14 protein-coding genes are annotated in these 17,027 nt (G+C 70.6%); all 14 read right to left on the reverse strand.

The window, feature by feature from the left end; translation table 11 throughout:
* Positions 1-206: 206 nt before the first annotated feature.
* Positions 207-1,391, reverse strand: a complete 1,185-nt coding sequence (locus tag WH07_RS32085; protein ID WP_046507961.1) for a DivIVA domain-containing protein — start codon at positions 1,389-1,391, stop codon at positions 207-209.
* Positions 1,392-1,440: 49 nt separating this feature from the next.
* Positions 1,441-1,737: a YggT family protein gene (locus WH07_RS32090; RefSeq protein ID WP_046507963.1), complete on the reverse strand. Its 297-nt coding sequence runs from the start codon at positions 1,735-1,737 to the stop codon at positions 1,441-1,443.
* Positions 1,738-1,829: 92 nt separating this feature from the next.
* The gene (locus WH07_RS32095; protein ID WP_046507965.1) at positions 1,830-2,468 is read right to left on the reverse strand and encodes a cell division protein SepF; all 639 of its coding nucleotides are present in this window, start codon (positions 2,466-2,468) and stop codon (positions 1,830-1,832) included.
* A 124-nt stretch (positions 2,469-2,592) separates the two neighbouring features.
* On the reverse strand, positions 2,593-3,312 hold the full coding sequence (locus WH07_RS32100) for a YggS family pyridoxal phosphate-dependent enzyme (protein ID WP_046507967.1): 720 nt from the start codon (positions 3,310-3,312) through the stop codon (positions 2,593-2,595).
* A gap of 3 nt (positions 3,313-3,315) precedes the next feature.
* Entirely contained in the window at positions 3,316-4,047 is a 732-nt protein-coding gene (gene pgeF, locus WH07_RS32105; protein ID WP_232789135.1) for a peptidoglycan editing factor PgeF, read from the reverse strand.
* Positions 4,044-5,252: a cell division protein FtsZ gene (gene ftsZ, locus WH07_RS32110; protein ID WP_046507968.1), complete on the reverse strand. Its 1,209-nt coding sequence runs from the start codon at positions 5,250-5,252 to the stop codon at positions 4,044-4,046. The genes pgeF and ftsZ overlap by 4 nt, the downstream gene beginning before the upstream one ends.
* A gap of 276 nt (positions 5,253-5,528) precedes the next feature.
* A complete protein-coding gene (locus tag WH07_RS32115; protein ID WP_046507970.1) occupies positions 5,529-6,338 on the reverse strand; it encodes a cell division protein FtsQ/DivIB in 810 nt (269 codons plus the stop codon).
* Between the two features lie 14 nt (positions 6,339-6,352).
* Positions 6,353-7,447, reverse strand: a complete 1,095-nt coding sequence (murG, locus tag WH07_RS32120) for an undecaprenyldiphospho-muramoylpentapeptide beta-N-acetylglucosaminyltransferase (protein WP_046507971.1) — start codon at positions 7,445-7,447, stop codon at positions 6,353-6,355.
* A gap of 6 nt (positions 7,448-7,453) precedes the next feature.
* Positions 7,454-8,806 carry a putative lipid II flippase FtsW gene (ftsW, locus tag WH07_RS32125; protein ID WP_198533934.1) on the reverse strand — a complete coding sequence of 451 codons (1,353 nt, stop codon included), beginning with the start codon at positions 8,804-8,806 and terminating at the stop codon, positions 7,454-7,456.
* Positions 8,807-9,206: 400 nt separating this feature from the next.
* Complete coding sequence (gene murD / locus WH07_RS32130) at positions 9,207-10,616, reverse strand: UDP-N-acetylmuramoyl-L-alanine--D-glutamate ligase (protein ID WP_408645976.1); 1,410 nt, start codon at positions 10,614-10,616, stop codon at positions 9,207-9,209.
* Positions 10,613-11,683: a phospho-N-acetylmuramoyl-pentapeptide-transferase gene (gene mraY / locus WH07_RS32135; RefSeq protein ID WP_046507973.1), complete on the reverse strand. Its 1,071-nt coding sequence runs from the start codon at positions 11,681-11,683 to the stop codon at positions 10,613-10,615. Before mraY ends, murD begins: the two co-directional genes overlap by 4 nt.
* A complete protein-coding gene (locus WH07_RS32140; protein WP_046507975.1) occupies positions 11,680-13,110 on the reverse strand; it encodes a UDP-N-acetylmuramoyl-tripeptide--D-alanyl-D-alanine ligase in 1,431 nt (476 codons plus the stop codon). Before WH07_RS32140 ends, mraY begins: the two co-directional genes overlap by 4 nt.
* A gap of 4 nt (positions 13,111-13,114) precedes the next feature.
* Complete coding sequence (locus tag WH07_RS32145; RefSeq protein ID WP_079023732.1) at positions 13,115-14,878, reverse strand: UDP-N-acetylmuramoyl-L-alanyl-D-glutamate--2,6-diaminopimelate ligase; 1,764 nt, start codon at positions 14,876-14,878, stop codon at positions 13,115-13,117.
* Positions 14,879-14,895: 17 nt separating this feature from the next.
* Positions 14,896-16,902, reverse strand: coding sequence for a peptidoglycan D,D-transpeptidase FtsI family protein (locus WH07_RS32150; RefSeq protein ID WP_046507977.1), 2,007 nt, complete (start codon positions 16,900-16,902; stop codon positions 14,896-14,898).
* Positions 16,903-17,027 lie beyond the last annotated feature (125 nt).

Raw genomic sequence — 17,027 nt, forward strand, 5'->3', positions numbered from 1 at the left:
GTCGCACCCCCGCACCCAGCACACGCACCCGGCCCCGCACCCGCGCCCGCGCCCCGCGCCGCGGACCGTGCGCCAAAGCCGAAGGCCCATGCCCGCGACCCGCGCCGCGGGCCGTGCGGCAAAGCCAAAGGGCCGGGCCCGGGAATTACCCCGGGCCCGGCCCTTCAGGCTGCCGACTGCCGCGCGCTACCCGCGCGCGCTCTCGCTCAGTTGTCGTCCTCGTCGATCAGAAATCCCCGCATCGGCGACGGCGCCTGCTGCATCGGCTGCGGCGCCTGCGGCCGCACCGGCGCCATCGGCTGTGTCATCGCCGGGGACATCTGCTGCTGCCCGCCGTACGACGGGCCCGACGGACCACCGTGGCCCATGGAAGGACCGCCGCCCATACCGTGCCCCATCGCCCCGGCGCCCGCCGGAGCCATCGAGGGGGACGGCGGCAGCGAAGCCGTCGCCGGCGTCCGCGGCGGCGCCAGCGAGTCGTCCGCCTGGGTCTCGAGCTGACGGAGCTGGCTCTCCAGGTACGACTTCAGCCGCGTCCGGTACTCGCGCTCAAAGCCCCGCAGGTCCTCGACCTTGCGCTCCAGCGTCGCGCGCGCCGACTCCAGCGACCCCATCGCGACACGGTGCTTCTCCTGCGCGTCCCGCTCCAGCGCGTCCGCCTTGGCGCGCGCGTCACGCTCCAGACCCTCGGCCCGGCTGCGCGCCTCGCCGACGATCTTGTTCGCCTCGGAACGCGCCTCCGCGATCGCCTGGTCCGCGGTCTGCTGCGCCAGCGAGAGCACCCGCGCGGCACTGTCGCCGCCGGGCCCCTGCCCGGGCTGCTGCATCTGCGGAGCGTGGCCGCCCATGGGACCGCCCATCGGTCCGCCCATGGGACCACCCTGCATGGGGCCGCCCTGGCCCATCGGTGGTCCGCCCATGGGACCACCCTGCATCGGTCCGCCCTGACCCATCGGGCCGCCCTGCTGCATGGGGCCGCCCTGCATCGGGCCGGGGCCGTGCTGCTGGGCGCGCGGGTCATGACCCTGGGGACCGTGGCCGTGGCCGCTCGGACCCGCGGGAAGCTGCGGTGCGCCACCGGGGAGCTGGGGGGGACCCATCTGCGGCGGCTGCTGCTGAACCGGCGGTCCGGATATGGCGGCGGGGACAGGAGCACCGGGCCGGTCCTGCTGTTCCGGAGGCTTGCGCATGCCCTGCTGCTGTTGGTTCTGCGCGGCGGCACGCGTCGCCGCGGCCAGCTTCGCGCGCAGGTCCTCGTTCTCGCGGAGCAGGCGGGTCAGTTCGGCCTCGACCTCGTCGAGAAAGGCATCGACCTCGTCCTCGTCGTAGCCCTCTCGGAGGCGGACGGTCGTGAACTGCTTGTTCCGCACGTCCTCAGGGGTCAATGGCATCTCTTCTTCACCTCTACGTAGTCGTCGGCAGTCGGCAAGACCGTATCGTTCACATTCCCCTCGCCAGAGTGCTCACAAGCGAGATCAGGATGTAGACGATGATCATCAGAACGAAGAAGGACAGGTCGAGTGCCACGCCCCCGAGACGCAACGGCGGGATGAACCGCCGAAGAAGCTTGAGCGGTGGATCGGTGACAGTGTAGGTGGCCTCCAGAACGACCACCATCGCCTTGCCGGGCTGCCATGAGCGGGCGAACTGGAAGACGTAGTCCATGACCAACCGGAAAATAAGCACGATGAGGAAGCACATCAGCGCGATGTAGACCACCTGTAGTGCGACGCCCATCCCGCTGCTTCCCTCTCCCCTGGCTCACTCTGGTCCGGTCGTGCGCCGGGCCGTTCCCGCCGCTCGACCGGGTCGTTCCCGGTGCTCTGTTCCTAGCTCTGGTTGAAGAACCCGCCCTCTGCGATGCGGGCCTTGTCCTCCGCCGTGACATCGACGTTAGCAGGAGACAGCAGGAACACCTTCTGCGTCACCCGCTCAATGCTGCCATGGAGACCGAAGACGAGCCCCGCGGCAAAGTCGACAAGTCGCTTCGCATCGGTGTCGTCCATCTCCGTGAGATTCATGATCACCGGAGTGCCCTCGCGGAAGTGTTCCCCGATGGTACGGGCCTCGTTGTAGGTCCGCGGGTGCAGTGTGGTGATGCGGTACGGCTCCCGCTCGGACACGACCTTGGGCATGATCACCGGTGCGTTCTTCTCCAGACTGGGACGTTCAGGTGTGATGGATGCCACGGGGGCGATTCGTGCCGGACGTCCGTTTTCCGCCCCCAGCGACACCGGTTCGCGCTCCCGGTCGCGCTGCGCGGGCGGCGGCGGGATCACCCGTACCGGCTCCTCGCGCTCCCGTTCACGCTCGCGCTCCTGCTGGTGCACGGGCTGGTGGCGCCGGTGGTCCCGCTCGGGCTCCGGCTCGGGTTCGAAATCGTCGTCGGGGTCAAAACCCCGGCCGTCGTACCCATCGTCCTCCACGAGGCCGAGGTAGACCGCCATCTTGCGCATCGCGCCGGCCATGCTCTGAGTCCTCCGCTCTGTGGTGGATCGGCCTCGTCACCAAGTGCCCGCGATCCACTAGGCCTGCCCGCCTTTCGGCGGAAATGACCATATTTTCTGCTGTGGTCCGACTTGCTTCGCGACGTTACCCGAGCCGGGGTCGGACTCCGAGTACCGCCGTACCGACGCGAACAAGTGTCGCTCCGGCCTTCACGGCGTCCTCGAGGTCCGCGCTCATCCCTGCCGAGACCATGTTCGCAGCAGGATGGTCCGCGCGCAGGCGGGATGACAATTCCAGCAGCCGCTCGAACGCCGCCCGTTGACGGCCCGCGTACGGACCGGCCAGCGGCGCCACGGTCATCAGACCGCCGAGCCGCAGACCCGGCGCCCGCGCCACCGCCGCCGCCAACTCCTCGATCCCGCCGGGCGCCACACCCCCTCTCGCACCCCGCTCGCCCGACTCCGCGTCGAGCGCGACCTGGATCAGACAGACCGGCTCGCGCCCCGCGCGCACCGCCGCGGCGGAGAGCGCGGAAACCAGTCTGATCCGGTCGACGGACTGTACGACATCGGCATAACTGGCAACAGAACGAACCTTGTTCGTCTGCAACTGCCCTACGAAATGCCACGTAAGCGACAAATCCGAGCAAGCCGCCGCCTTGGGAGCGGCGTCCTGATCACGGTTCTCCGCCACATGCCGTACGCCGAGTTCATGGAGCAGTCGTACATCACTCGCCGGGTAGGTCTTGGTGACCACGATCAGGGTCACCTCCTCGCGCGCGCGGCCCGCCGCCGCGCAGGCGGAGCCGATACGTTCCTCCACCATGGCGAGATTCGCCGCGAGTTCGCTCCTGCGGTCGTTCATGCGCTATCGGTCCAGCCAGACATAGCCGGCGAGCCGCCCGGTCGTGCGGTCGCGGCGGTACGAGTAGTGGTCCTCCGACTCCAGTGTGCAGACCCCGCAGTGCCGCCGGTCCATTACCCCCAGGGCCGCGAGCTGCGCGTGCACTCCGGCGGTGACATCGACGGCCGGGGTCGACCAGCTCGTCTCGGACCAGGCTTCCGGTACGGCGGCGGCGACCTCGTCCCGCATGGCCGCCGGCACCTCGTAGCAGCGTCCGCAGACGGCCGGTCCGGTACGAGCGGTGATCCTGGCCGGTTCCGCGCCCAGCACGATCATGGCCTCGACGGCGGCCGGTACGATTCCGGCGATCATGCCGGGGCGGCCCGCGTGGGCGGCGGCCACGATCCCGGCGGCCGGATCGGCCAGCAGTACGGGGACGCAGTCCGCGGTGAGCACGGCGAGCGCCAGCCCGCGCCGTACGGTGACGACCGCGTCGACGGCGGGGATCTCCCCGTCCCCCCACGGTCCTTCGACGACCGCCACATCACGGCCGTGCACCTGGTTCATCCAGACGACCCGCTCGGGGTCGAGCGCCAGGGACTTCGCGGCGAGTTCGCGATTGGTCCGTACCGCTCCGGGGTCGTCACCGACCGCGCCGCCGAGATTGAGCCGATCATACGGAGCGGCGCTCACCCCACCCCACCGGTCGGTGAAGGCGAAGTGCGCGCCGCTCAGGGTTTCGTGCTGCCGTATCACTTCAAGAAGTCCGGGACGTCCAGCTCTTCGGCCTGGCTGTCCTGCTGGTAAGGACGGGCCGGGGGTACGTGCGGCGGGTGCATCGGCGAGAGCTTCTCGCTGACCGCCGGGGAGGGATCCGACTTGGGGGTACGGTCATCGCGCGGCGGCACGGTGCCGAGTCCGCCGGCCGACCTGCCGGTGTCCTGCCGGGACGGGACCGGCTGCTCGTCGCGCTTGCCCGCCGCGCCGAGCACGGTCTCGCGCCGGGCCGGGGGCTGTCCGCCGTCGAAGCCGGCCGCGATGACGGTGACCCGTACCTCGTCGCCCAGGGCGTCGTCGATGACCGCGCCGAAGATGATGTTGGCCTCGGGGTGCGCCGCCTCGCTCACGAGCTGCGCCGCCTCGTTGATCTCGAAGAGACCGAGGTCCGAGCCGCCGGAGATGGACAGCAGGACGCCGCGGGCGCCGTCGATCGAGGCCTCCAGCAGCGGCGAGGAGATCGCCATCTCGGCGGCGGCCACCGCGCGGTCGTCGCCGCGGGCCGAGCCGATGCCCATCAGTGCCGAGCCGGCCTCGGACATCACGGACTTGACATCGGCGAAGTCGAGGTTGATCAGACCGGGCGTGGTGATGAGGTCGGTGATGCCCTGGACACCCGAGAGCAGGACCTGGTCGGCGGACTTGAACGCGTCCAGCACACTGACCTGGCGGTCCGAGATCGACAGCAGCCGGTCGTTCGGGATGACGATGAGGGTGTCGACCTCTTCGCGGAGTTCGGCGATGCCGTCCTCGGCCTGGTTGGCGCGGCGGCGGCCCTCGAAGGTGAACGGGCGGGTGACCACGCCGATCGTGAGGGCGCCCAGGGAGCGGGCGATATTGGCCACGACGGGCGCGCCGCCCGTACCGGTGCCGCCGCCCTCCCCGGCGGTGACGAAGACCATGTCGGCCCCCTTGAGGACCTCCTCGATCTCCTCACGGTGGTCCTCTGCCGCCTTGCGGCCGACTGCCGGGTTGGCTCCGGCCCCGAGGCCGCGGGTGAGTTCCCGGCCGACGTCGAGCTTGACGTCGGCGTCGCTCATCAACAGGGCTTGCGCGTCCGTGTTGATCGCGATGAACTCGACACCCTTGAGACCGACCTCGATCATTCGGTTGATGGCATTGACACCACCGCCGCCGACACCGATGACCTTGATGACTGCGAGGTAGTTCTGCGGTGCTGCCACGTCGAAGGCCTCTCGCCTCGAGTTACGTGTCGCCGCTCCGCCGATGTGGCGCTGCGACGACTGATGCCGATGGGACGGTCCGAAACGCCGACCCAAACCCTGATGTTGAAGTTCAGGGTTACCAGTGTGTCCGCTTCCCGGACTCTTCCGAACAGGACACTAAGTCGACAAGTGGCGCACGTTCAACGAACACGCCGAACCTCCCGTTTTTCTTTTCACCCTATGTGATCACCCATAGCGCTGACCAACCAGGGTGCTGGCCAGCGCATATGTCCGTCAACTCCCCGCCACCGCAGGCGCGGTGGGAGCACTCACATCGAAGTACCCGGACCTCGGAGCCGCTTTCATCAGAGCGGTGAGCGCACGCGCCTTGGCCGCTCCGTCCTCGCCGCTTCCCCACATCACCGTACGGCCGCCGGTCAGCTCCAAGGAGATCGAGTCGTACGAACGGACCCGGATCACTCGGGTGTCCGCGGCCACTTTCCTGGGGAGTTCACTTCTGACCCGTACCGCTTCGAGCACCAGCCGGCCGGTGCTGAAGCGCTGGGGCGCCGCGGTCCGATCCGCGGCCTGATCCACCGTCAATTCGAGTTCGAGTCGGGGGACGCCGCGGGGCGCCTTCTCCATCTCGGCGAAACGAACGCCGCCCTCGTCCACTTCGATGAACTTTGCGCCCTTTTCGATAAGCAGGACGGGCTTTCGCTCGATCACTTTCAGACTGATTCCGTGCGGCCATGAACGGGTCACCTCGACCGAGTCGATACGGGGCAGCCGCTGCCGGAGCCGGGCCCCGATCGCGTCCGTGTCGACGGAAATCAGCGGCGATCCGACCGGTACGGCAGCGGCGGCGACCACTTCCTCACGGGTGAGCACATCGGTGCCCGAGGTGCTCACCCGCTCGACCCGCAGCCAGTCCGAGCCGTACAGCGCCCAGGTGGAGCCAGCGATCAGCAGACTGGCCAGAATCAGTACGATCATCAGCCGCCGGCCCGGCAGCCGGAGTCCGCGGGCCCGGGGGCCCTGAGGAGGGCGGCCGGACTCCGACCTCGGTCGTGCGCCGCGCTCGGCGGTCGTCGGTCCGGCCACGCTCCCCTGCCTCCCTATGCCTGACGGTGCTTGGCGATCGCCTCGTACACCATGCCGACCAGCAGCTCATCGGCGTCCCTGCGGCCGAACTCGGCGGCCGCGCGGGACATCTCGTACAGCCGGTGCGGATCGGCGAGCACCGGGAGGACCTGGCTCTGCACCCACTCGGGCGTGAGTTCGGCGTCGTCGACCAGCAGTCCGCCGCCGGCCTTCACCACCGGCTGGGCGTTGAGCCGCTGTTCGCCGTTGCCGATGGGCAACGGGACATAGGCGGCGGGCAGCCCGACGGCGGAGAGCTCGGCGACGGTCATCGCGCCCGCGCGGCAGAGCATCATGTCGGCCGCGGCATAGGCGAGATCCATCCGGTCCACATACGGTACCGGGACATAGGGCGGCATTCCGGGCATGTTGTCCACCCGCGGCATTTCATTCTTGGGACCGACCGCGTGCAGGATCTGAATGCCGGAGCGCTGGAGCACGGGGGCGATCTGCTGGATCACCTCATTGAGCCGGCGCGCGCCCTGCGAGCCGCCGGAGACCAGCAGCGTCGGCAGATTGGGGTCGAGCCCGAAGGCCGCGCGCGCCTCGGGGCGCGCCCGCGCCCGGTCCAGAACGGCGATGGTGCGGCGCAGCGGGATGCCGATGTACCGGGCGCCCCGGAGCTTGCTGTCCGGGGTGGAGACGGCCACCCCCGCCGCGTACCGAGAACCGATCTTGTTGGCCAGTCCGGGCCTCGCGTTGGCCTCGTGGACGATGATCGGCACCCCGAGCCGTTTGGCCGCGAGATAGCCGGGCAGGGCCACATAGCCGCCGAAGCCCACGACGCAGTCGGCCTTGGTGCGCTCCAGGATCTGCTCGGCCGCCTTGATGGTGCCGCGCAGCCGCCCGGGGACGGTGATCAGCTCCGGGGTGGGCTTGCGCGGCAGCGGTACGGCGGGGATGAGCCCCAGCTCGTACCCCCGCTCGGGGACGAGCCTGGTCTCCAGACCGCGCTCCGTGCCGAGGGCCGTGATCCCCACGGTGGGGTCCTGCCTGCGCAGGGCGTCCGCGAGGGCGAGCGCGGGCTCGATGTGGCCGGCGGTCCCCCCACCGGCGAGTACGACATGCACCGAAATTCACCGCTCTCCGGACGGACGCTTCTTGACGCGCCGTCTCATCGTCTTCCATCTGACCCCGGGCCGCCGCATGGCCAGGGCCGCTTTCGCGGCGGGATCCTCTCGCGCGAACGCGATCAGCAGCCCGACGGCGAACATGGTCGGCAGCAGGGCCGACCCTCCGTAGGAGAACAGCGGGAGCGGGACTCCGGCGATCGGCAGCAGACCGAGCACCGCACCGATGTTGACCACGGCCTGCGCCGCGATCCAGGTGGTCACACCTCCCGCCGCGTACCTCACGAAGGGATCCTCCGTGCGTCCGGCCACGTGGATACCCGCATAGCCTAGAGCCGCGAAGAGGGCGAGTACCGACAGCGTCCCCGCCAGCCCCAGTTCCTCCCCAGTGATGGCGAAAATGAAGTCGGTGTGCGGTTCGGGAAGTTGGCCCCATTTTTCCACACTCGCGCCGAGGCCGGATCCGAACCATCCGCCCGAGGCGAGGGCGTAGATTCCGTGGACCGCCTGCCAGCACTCGCCCTCCGGGCCGAGATCGGTCGCGCCGATGCACGCGAACCGGGAGAGCCGGTTCTCACTGGTCTTGATCAGTACGAAGGCGACCAGGCCCGTGATGGCGAACACCCCGGCGAAAAGCCTGGTGGGAGCGCCCGCGAGCCAGAGCAGACCGAAGAGGATGGCAGTCAGGATGATCGCCGTGCCCATGTCGCCGCCCAGCATGATCAGCCCGAGCAGCATGAACGCGACGGGTACGAGCGGCACCAGCAGATGCTTCCACTGGGACAGCAGTCTCTTGTCCTGTTTGCGGGCGAGCAGATCGGCGCCCCACAGGATCAGCGCGAGCTTGGCGAACTCGCTGGGCTGGAGCTGGAACGGACCGCCCAGATAGATCCAGTTCTGGTTGCCCTTGACGGCCCGCCCTATCCCGGGGACCTGCACGAGCACCATCAGGAAGACGGTGCCGACCAGCAGCGGATAGGACAGCGCCCGGTGGAGTTTGCCCGGCATCCGGGAGGCGAGCAGCAGCAGTCCGGTGCCGAGGACGACCGCGAGGAACTGCTTGCGGAAGAAGTACGTCGAGGGCAGCGAGAGCTGGAGCGCGTAGATCATCGACGCGGAGTACACCATCACCAGGCCGAGCAGGGTGATCAGCAGCCCGCTGCCGAGGATCAGGTAGTACGCGGTCAGCGGCCGGTCCCAGGCGCGGCGCGCGCGCTCGTACAGATGCCTCGGACCGCCGCCCCCCGGCGGACCCGGCGTACCGGTCCCGCCGCCTCCGCCGCGGGCCGCGGGGGCGCGGCCCACGGCCGCTCCCGCCACCCTGCCGCGCACCGCCAGACCGCGCCCGAGGCCGGACAGGGGTCCCGGGCGGGCCTTCCCCGGACTCCTGGTGGCTCCCCCGCCGGCGGTGGGGCCCAGCAGCGCGGGAGAGCCCGCGAAGCCCCAGCGGTGGAGTAAGGGCCGGGGCCCCGGGGGCCCTCCGGCGGGCCGGGGCGGACGGTGCCGGGTGCCGTCCTCGTACGGGCCACCGGGCGGCTCGGGACCCACGGCGGGGTACGGTCCGCCCTGGCCGGGTCCGCCGCTGCGGCGCAGGCCCGTCAAGCTCCGGCGGACGGGCCTTCGGTCCGCGGTGTCGTCGGCCGGCATCGTCGCTGTCCCCTCCAGTCGTGCCTGGCGCGGCTGCCGGGGTCGGGGCCCGCGGCGTCACCGCCGGTGTCGCGCGGTCCCCAGGGACGGCCCGGCACGAGGGCCGGGCCGGTCAGGCGTGCTCGGCGGCGAGTGCGTGCACCGCGTCCGCGAACGCCTCGCCTCGCTTGTTGTAGTTGACGAACATGTCCATCGAGGCGCAGGCCGGGGCCATCAGTACCGTGTCCCCCGGCTGTGCGAGCCGTGCCGCTTCGCGGACCGCCGCCGACATCGCCCCAGTGTCGGTCCGGTCGAGGTCCACGACCGGGACTTCGGGGGCGTGTCGCGCGAGGGCTTCCCCGATCAGTGCGCGGTCCGCGCCGATCAGGACGACCCCGCGCAGCCGCTTCGCCGACGCCATGACCAACTCGTCGAAGACGGCGCCCTTGGCGAGGCCGCCGGCGATCCAGACGATCGGGTCGTAGGCCGCCAGGGAGGCTTCCGCGGCATGGGTGTTGGTGGCCTTGGAGTCGTCGACGTACGTGATGCCCGCGACCTCCGCGACCAGTTCGATCCGGTGCGGATCGGGGCGGAAGGAGCGCAGTCCGTCGCGTACGGCGGCGGGTGCGACACCGAAGGCACGGGCCAGGGCCGCCGCGGCGAGGGCGTTGGCGATGTTGTGCGGGGCGGGCGGGTTCACATCGGAGAGCTGGGCGAGTTCCTGGGCCCGCTCGCGGCGGTTCTCGACAAAGGCCCGGTCGACCAGAATGCCGTCCACGACGCCGAGTTGGGACGGCCCCGGGGTACCGAGGGTGAAGCCGATCGCGCGGCAGCCCTCCTCGACATCGGCCGCCCGTACCAGTTCCTCGGTGCACGGGTCGGCCGCGTTGTAGACACAGGCGACGGTGTTGCCCTCGTAGATACGGCCCTTGTCGGTGGCGTACGCCTCCATCGAGCCGTGCCAGTCGAGATGGTCGGGGGCGACATTGAGAACGGCCGCCGAGTGGGCGCGCAGGCTGGGTGCCCAGTGGAGCTGGTAGCTGGACAGCTCGACGGCGAGTACGTCGTACTTCTCCGCGCCGGTGACGGCGTCCAGCAGCGAGACCCCGATATTGCCGACGGCGGCCGTGCGGAGCCCCGCCGCCGCCAGGATCGAGGCGAGCATCCTGACGGTGGTCGTCTTGCCGTTGGTGCCGGTGACCGCGAGCCAGGGCGCGGCGTCCGGGCCGCGCAGCCGCCAGGCCAGCTCCACATCGCCCCAGACGTCCACTCCGGCCTCGGCCGCCGCGGCGAAGAGGGGCTTGTCCGGCCGCCAGCCGGGGGCGGTGACGATCAGCTCGGTGCCCTCGGGGAGGGTCGCCCCGTCGCCGAGGCGCACCGTGATCCCCAGCCCGTCCAGCTCGGCGGCCTGGGCGCGGCTGCGCTCGTCGTCCCCGTCGTTGACGACGGTGACCTCGGCGCCGAGGCCGCGCAGCACCCGGGCCGCCGGGATCCCGGAGACCCCGAGACCCGCGACGGTGACCCGCTTGCCCTGCCAGTTCACTTCTCGGCCGCCCAGCCCGCGTAGAAGAGCCCCAGCCCCACGATCACACACATGCCCTGGATGATCCAGAAACGCACCACGACAAGGACTTCGGACCACCCCTTGAGTTCGAAGTGGTGCTGGAGGGGTGCCATCCGGAAGACCCGCTTGCCGGTCATCTTGAAGGAGCCGACCTGGATGACCACCGACATGGTGATCATCACGAACAGGCCGCCGAGCAGGGCGATCAGGAACTCCGTACGGGAGCAGATCGCGAGACCCGCGAGCGCGCCGCCGAGCGCGAGCGAGCCGGTGTCCCCCATGAAGATCTTGGCCGGTGAGGTGTTCCACCAGAGGAAGCCGAAGCAGGAGCCCATCAGGGCCGAGGCGACGACCGCGAGATCGAGCGGATCCCGTACCTCGAAACAGGCGTTGGGATTGGTCAGGGTCTGCGCGTTGGCACAGGACTCCTGGAACTGCCAGAGCCCGATGAAGGTGTACGCGCCGAAGACCATCACCGAGGCGCCGGTGGCGAGACCGTCCAGACCGTCGGTCAGGTTCACGCCGTTGGACATCGCGAGAATCATGAACAGCGCCCAGACCACGAACAGCACCGGGCCGATCGACCAGCCGAAGTCCATGATGAACGACAGCCGGGTGGAGGCCGGGGTGTTGCCGCGGTAGTCGGCGAACTGGAGCGACAGCACCGCGAAGGCGATACCGACGATGAGCTGGCCCGCCATCTTCGCCTTGGCCCGCAGACCCAGCGAACGCTGCTTCACGATCTTGATGTAGTCGTCGAGGAACCCGACGAGACCCATGCCCGCCATCAGGAAGAGGACCAGCACGCCCGAGAAGGTCGGGTCCTCACCGGTGATCACCTTCGCCAGGGCGTAGGCGATCAGGGTGGCGATGATGAAGGAGATCCCGCCCATGGTGGGCGTGCCCTTCTTGCTGCCATGCGTGCGCGGGCCGTCGTCCCGGATGAACTGCCCGTATCCCTTGCGGGCCAGGAGCTTGATCAGCAGCGGTGTGCCGATCAGGGTCAGGAAGAGCCCGATGACTCCCGCGAAGAGGATCTGCCTCATCGGCCGGCGACCTCGCCCTCGCTGGCGCTTTCGAGCAGTGCCAGGGCGACCCGTTCAAGACCGGCCGACCTGGAAGCCTTCACCAGCACGACGTCTCCCGGACGCAGCTCACTGCGCAACAGGTCGACCGCCGCCCGCGCGTCGGACACGTGCACCGACTCCTCACCCCACGAACCCTCGTTGTAAGCGCCCAATTGCAGCCAGGACGCTTCCCTGCCCCCGACTGCCACGAGCTTGCTGACGTTGAGCCGGACGGCGAGCCGTCCGACCGCGTCGTGCTCGGCGAGCGAGTCGTCCCCCAGCTCGGCCATCGGGCCGAGCACCGCCCACGTACGGCCCCCCGCGGCCCGTGAGGTACCGCCCATGGCGACCAGCGCACGGAGCGCCGCTCTCATGGATTCGGGATTCGCGTTGTAGGCGTCGTTGACGATCGTCACGCCGTCCGCGCGCTCGGTGACCTCCATACGCCAGCGGGAGAGGGTTTCCGCCTCGGAGAGCGCCTCTGCGATCTCATCGACGGACATGCCCAACTCATGGGCGACGGCGGCCGCGGCGAGCGCGTTCGACACGTGGTGCTCACCGTACAGCCGCAGTGTCACGTCGCTGCACCCGGAGGGTGTCCGAAGCAGGAAAGCGGGCTGTCCGGTGGGGGTGAGGCGGACGTTCTCTGCCCGTACGTCTGCTTCGCCCGCCTCTCCGAACAGCACGACGCGGGCCTTGGTGCGGGTGTTCATGGCGCGGACGAGCGGGTCGTCGGCGTTCAGTACGGCCACTCCGCCCTCGGCGGCGGACGGCAGGGCCTCGACCATCTCGCCCTTGGCCTCGGCGATCCGCTCGCGGCCGCCGAACTCGCCGATGTGGGCGGTGCCCACGTTCAGTACGAGGCCGATCCTGGGCGGGACGAGTCCGGTGAGGTAGCGGATGTCACCGACGTAGCGCGCGCCCATTTCGAGAACGAGGTAGCGGGTGTCCTCGATGGCCCGCAGCGCGGTCAGCGGCAGGCCGATCTCGTTGTTGAGGTTCCCGGCGGGCCAGATGGTGGGTCCGAGGCGCTGGAGGAGCTGGGCGATCAGGTCCTTGGTGCTGGTCTTGCCCGCGGAGCCGGTAAGGGCGACGGCGGTGGCGCCGAGGCGTTCGACGACGGCGCGGGCGAGGGCGCCGAGGGCCTGGACGACATCGTCGACGACGAGGGCGGGCACCCCGACGGGGCGGGTGGCCAGAACGGCCACCGCGCCCGCGGCGACAGCGCGCTCCGCGTAGTCGTGGCCGTCGACGCGCTCGCCCGCGAAAGCGGCGAAGAGCCCGCCCGGTACGACCGAGCGTGAGTCGATGACAACGGGCCCGGTGACCCGGGCGGACTGATCCGGTATGTCGTGCGGCTGCCCGCCGACGATGGCGGCGATCTCGGCGAGGGAGAGGGCGATCACTGGGTCATCCCTGACTGTTGTTCTTGTGGCGGTGCTCGTGGCGGTGCTCAGGGCGCGGCTCGCCGTGGGGGCCGGGACAGGGCTCGTGCCCCGGCTCGTGGCGCAGGGAGCGCTCGATGGCCTCGCGCAGGACCTGGCGGTCGTCGAAGGCCCGTACCACCCCGGCGATGTCCTGGCCCTGCTCATGGCCCTTGCCCGCGACCAGGACGGTGTCGTCGGGGCGGGCGCGGGAGACGGCGGCGGCGATCGCGGAGGCGCGGTCGGCGTCGACGAGGACATCGCCGCGCTCGTGTACGGGCACCTCGGCGGCCCCCGCGAGCATCGCGGCGAGGATCGCGAGCGGGTCCTCGGAGCGGGGGTTGTCGGAGGTCAGTACGGCGGTGTCGGCGAGCCGGGCGGCGGCGGCGCCCATGGGCCCGCGTTTGGTCTCGTCGCGGTCGCCGCCGCAGCCGAGGACGATGTGCACCTTGCCCTTGGTGACCTTGCGCAGGGAGCGCAGGACCGATTCGACGGCGTCCGTCTTGTGCGCGTAGTCGACGACGGCGAGATACGGCTGGCCCGCGTCCACCCGCTCCAGCCGGCCCGGCACGCCGGGGACGGCGGCGATGCCGTCGGCGGCGGTGCGCGGGTCGATCCCGGCGACGGCCAGGGTGACGATCGCGGCGAGGGTGTTGGCGACATTGAACGGCCCGGGCAGCGGCGCCTCGGCGCGCACCCGCTCGCCGTGGGGGCCGGTCACGGTGAAGGTGGAGCCGTGCGAGCCGACCTCGACGTCCTCGGCACGCCAGTCGGCGTCGGGGTGGCCCTCGGCGGAGAAGGTGGTGATGGGCACGCCCGCCTCGGCCACGAGCCTGCGGCCGTACGGATCGTCGAAGTTCACGACACCGGTCCGGCTGCGCTCGGGGGTGAACAGACGCGCCTTCGCCTGGAAGTAGTCCTCCATGCCGGAGTGGAACTCCATGTGCTCCGGGCTGAGGTTGTTGAAGACCGCGACGTCGAAGACACAGCCGTCGACCCGGCCGAGCACCAGGGCGTGGCTGGAGACCTCCATGGCGACCGAGTCGACACCGCGCTCGCGCATGACGGCGAAGAGGGCCTGGAGATCGGTGGCTTCGGGGGTCGTGCGCTCCGACTTGACGCGGTCGTCGCCGATCCGGGTCTCCACCGTGCCGATCAGGCCGGTACGGTGGCCCGCGCCGCGCAGTCCGCCCTCGACGAGATACGCGGTGGTGGTCTTGCCGGAGGTGCCGGTGATACCGATCTGGAGCAGGTCGGGGCCGGGGTGGCCGTAGATCTCGGCGGCCAGCTCACCCATGCTGCCGCGGGGGTCGGGGACGACCAGGACGGGCAGTCCGGTGGCTCCGGCCCGCTCGGCGCCCGCCGGGTCGGTGAGGATGACGGTGGCGCCGAGGTCGGCGGCCTGGGCGGCGAAGTCGGCGCCGTGGAAGCGGGCGCCGGGCAGAGCCGCGTACACGTCTCCGGGGCGTACCGCCCGCGAGTCGTGGGTGATGCCGGTCGCTTCCCCGGAGCCCCCCGGCGCCTCGGTGCCCAGCCGGGCTGCCAGCTCCGCGAGGGAGGTCGGGCGGACGCGTTCCGGGCGGGGCGTCCACGGCCGCCCGGCCGGGGCGTCCACGGGAGTGGTTCGGTACTGATCAGCTTGTGGCACGGCGGTGAGCGTACCCGGCTCCGCGGGCCGCGGGCCAAGTGAGAGCGGCTCCTGCGCGGCGCGTTCCGGGTGGTTCCCCGAATCGGGGGTGATCGTTGTCACTGGCGCTTTCCCTGGGGTCACTCGCCGGGTTTGAAGGTCACCGGCAGCCTGGCGGGTTTACTGCCGGTCGGTTCGACCTGCAGGGTCTTGAGAGCGAACTCCATGACCTTTTTGTAGATGGGTCCGCAGATCTGGCCGCCGAAGTAGCTGCCCTTCGTCGGGTTCTGGATGGCGCAGTAGACCGTGATCCGCGGTTTGTCGGCGGGCGCGAAGCCCGCGAAGGAGGCGGTGTAGCCCTTGTAGCGGCCCAGCTCCGGGTCGACCCGGTTGGCCGTACCTGTCTTGCCCGCGACCCGGTAGCCGGGGATACGGGCCTTCGTGCCCGTACCCTCCTCGTCGCCCACCACCGATTCCAGCATGGTCGCGACGGTCTTCGCGGTCTTCTCGCTGACGACCCGGGTCTTCTTGGGCGCGGGGGCCGGGGCGAACCGGCCGTCGGGCCCTGTCGTACCGCGTACGAGGGTGGGCTCGATGCGTACGCCGCCGTTGGCGATGGTCGAGTAGACCGACGCGGCCTGCATGGCGTTGAGGGAGAGCCCCTGGCCGAAGGGGATCGTGTACTGCTGCGAGGTGGACCAGTCCTCGGGCTTGGCGAGGATGCCCCGGGTCTCGCCGGGGTAGTCCAGGCCGGTGGGGCGGCCGATGCCGAACTTGGTCAGATACGAGTAGAGGACCTTGTTGGCCTCGGCCTGGGTCTTGCCGAGCTGGCCGGTGGCCAGGATGGAGCCGATGTTCGACGACTTGGCGAGGACGCCGTTGAGGGTCAGGTACCAGGTCGGGTGGTCGATGTCGTCCTTGAAGAGCCGGTCGCCGCGGTGCAGCCGGTTGGGGACGACGACATGGGTGCCGGGGGTGGCGACCTTCTCCTCCAGTACGGCGGCCATGGACATGACCTTGCTGGTGGAGCCGGGCTCGTACACGTCCTGGAGGGCGGCGTTGCCCATGGCCGCGGCGTCGGCCTGGGAGAGGTCGTTGGGGTCAAAGCCGGGGGCGTTGGCCATGGCGAGCACCTCGCCGGTCCTGGTGTCCTGGACCATCACATAGCCACGGTCCGCCTTGGAGGTGCGCACCTGCTCGGTGATGGCCTGCTGGGCGGCCCACTGGATGTCCCGGTCGATGGTCAGCTCGATGTCGGAGCCGGGCACCGCGGGCTTCTCCCGGGAGCTGGCCGTGGGGACACGGCGGCCGCCGGACTGGGCGAAGGTGACCTCTCCGTCCTCGCCCGCCAGCTCCTTGTCGAGCATGGACTCGACGCCGCCGGCGCCATGGCCCTCGGCGTTGACGTATCCCAGTATCCCGGCGGCGAGATCGGCGTTCGGATACACGCGCTTGCTGCTGGCCTCCTGGAAGACCCCGGCCAGGACGCTGACGCCCGGGCCGCCGCCCGGGGTCTTCTCCTTGCTCGCCTTCTCGGCGAAGACGCTCTTGAGGTCCCTGATCTGGTTCCAGACCTGGGGGGTCTGGCGGTGGGCGAGGACCGTGTAGCGGGACTTGGGGGTCCTGAGCTTCCTCACGAGCGTGCCGGTCTCGGCTCCGAGAATGGGGGCGAGCAGCTCGGCCGCCTTCTCGGGGGCGTCCGGGATCTTGCTGAAGTCGGGGGTGAACATCAGCGGGTCGGCGGTGATGTCGTACGCGTCGACGCTGGTGGCGAGGGCGATCCCGGACCGGTCGGTGATCTCGCCGCGCTCCGCGTCGATGCGGTGGCTGAGGTAGCGGCTCTTCTCCGCCTTGGCGGCGTACGCGCTGGCGTCGACGGCCTGCACCTGGAGCAGCCGGACGACGAACACCAGCATGATCAGGGTCAGCGCGAGACTGACCAGGCGCAGCCGGGGGCGGGGACTGCCCAGCCGGATCCGCTGCGGCGCGGCGGCCCCGGAGCGCGGGCGGCGGGCGGCGGGGCGGGAGCCCGGACGGGACGTCGGGCGTGAGGCCGGGCGCGAGGAGGCCCGCTGGGGGCCGCCGCTTCCGGAGCGCGCGGGCTTCGGCACCCGGCGGCGCGGCGGCGGTGGGTCCTTGGGGGGCACTGCGTCACCTGCCGGAGATCGTCGGGACCGGTGTTCCGGAGAGCTGTACGGAGACCTCGCGCGGGACCGCGGAGGCGTACGGGGACGGCACCGCCAAGGTCCCGCCGGACGGGGCGGGTGCAGCG

This window comes from Streptomyces odonnellii (genome assembly GCF_000981895.1).
In the GTDB taxonomy this organism is placed as follows: domain Bacteria; phylum Actinomycetota; class Actinomycetes; order Streptomycetales; family Streptomycetaceae; genus Streptomyces; species Streptomyces odonnellii.

Bases quoted from the DNA above. Each gene is read 5' to 3' on its own strand.
- WH07_RS32085 (WP_046507961.1), bottom strand. From the start codon at position 1,391: ATGCCATTGACCCCTGAGGACGTGCGGAACAAGCAGTTCACGACCGTC.
- WH07_RS32090 (WP_046507963.1), bottom strand. From the start codon at position 1,737: ATGGGCGTCGCACTACAGGTGGTCTACATCGCGCTGATGTGCTTCCTC.
- WH07_RS32095 (WP_046507965.1), bottom strand. From the start codon at position 2,468: ATGGCCGGCGCGATGCGCAAGATGGCGGTCTACCTCGGCCTCGTGGAG.
- WH07_RS32100 (WP_046507967.1), bottom strand. From the start codon at position 3,312: ATGAACGACCGCAGGAGCGAACTCGCGGCGAATCTCGCCATGGTGGAG.
- mraY (WP_046507973.1), bottom strand. From the start codon at position 11,683: ATGAGGCAGATCCTCTTCGCGGGAGTCATCGGGCTCTTCCTGACCCTG.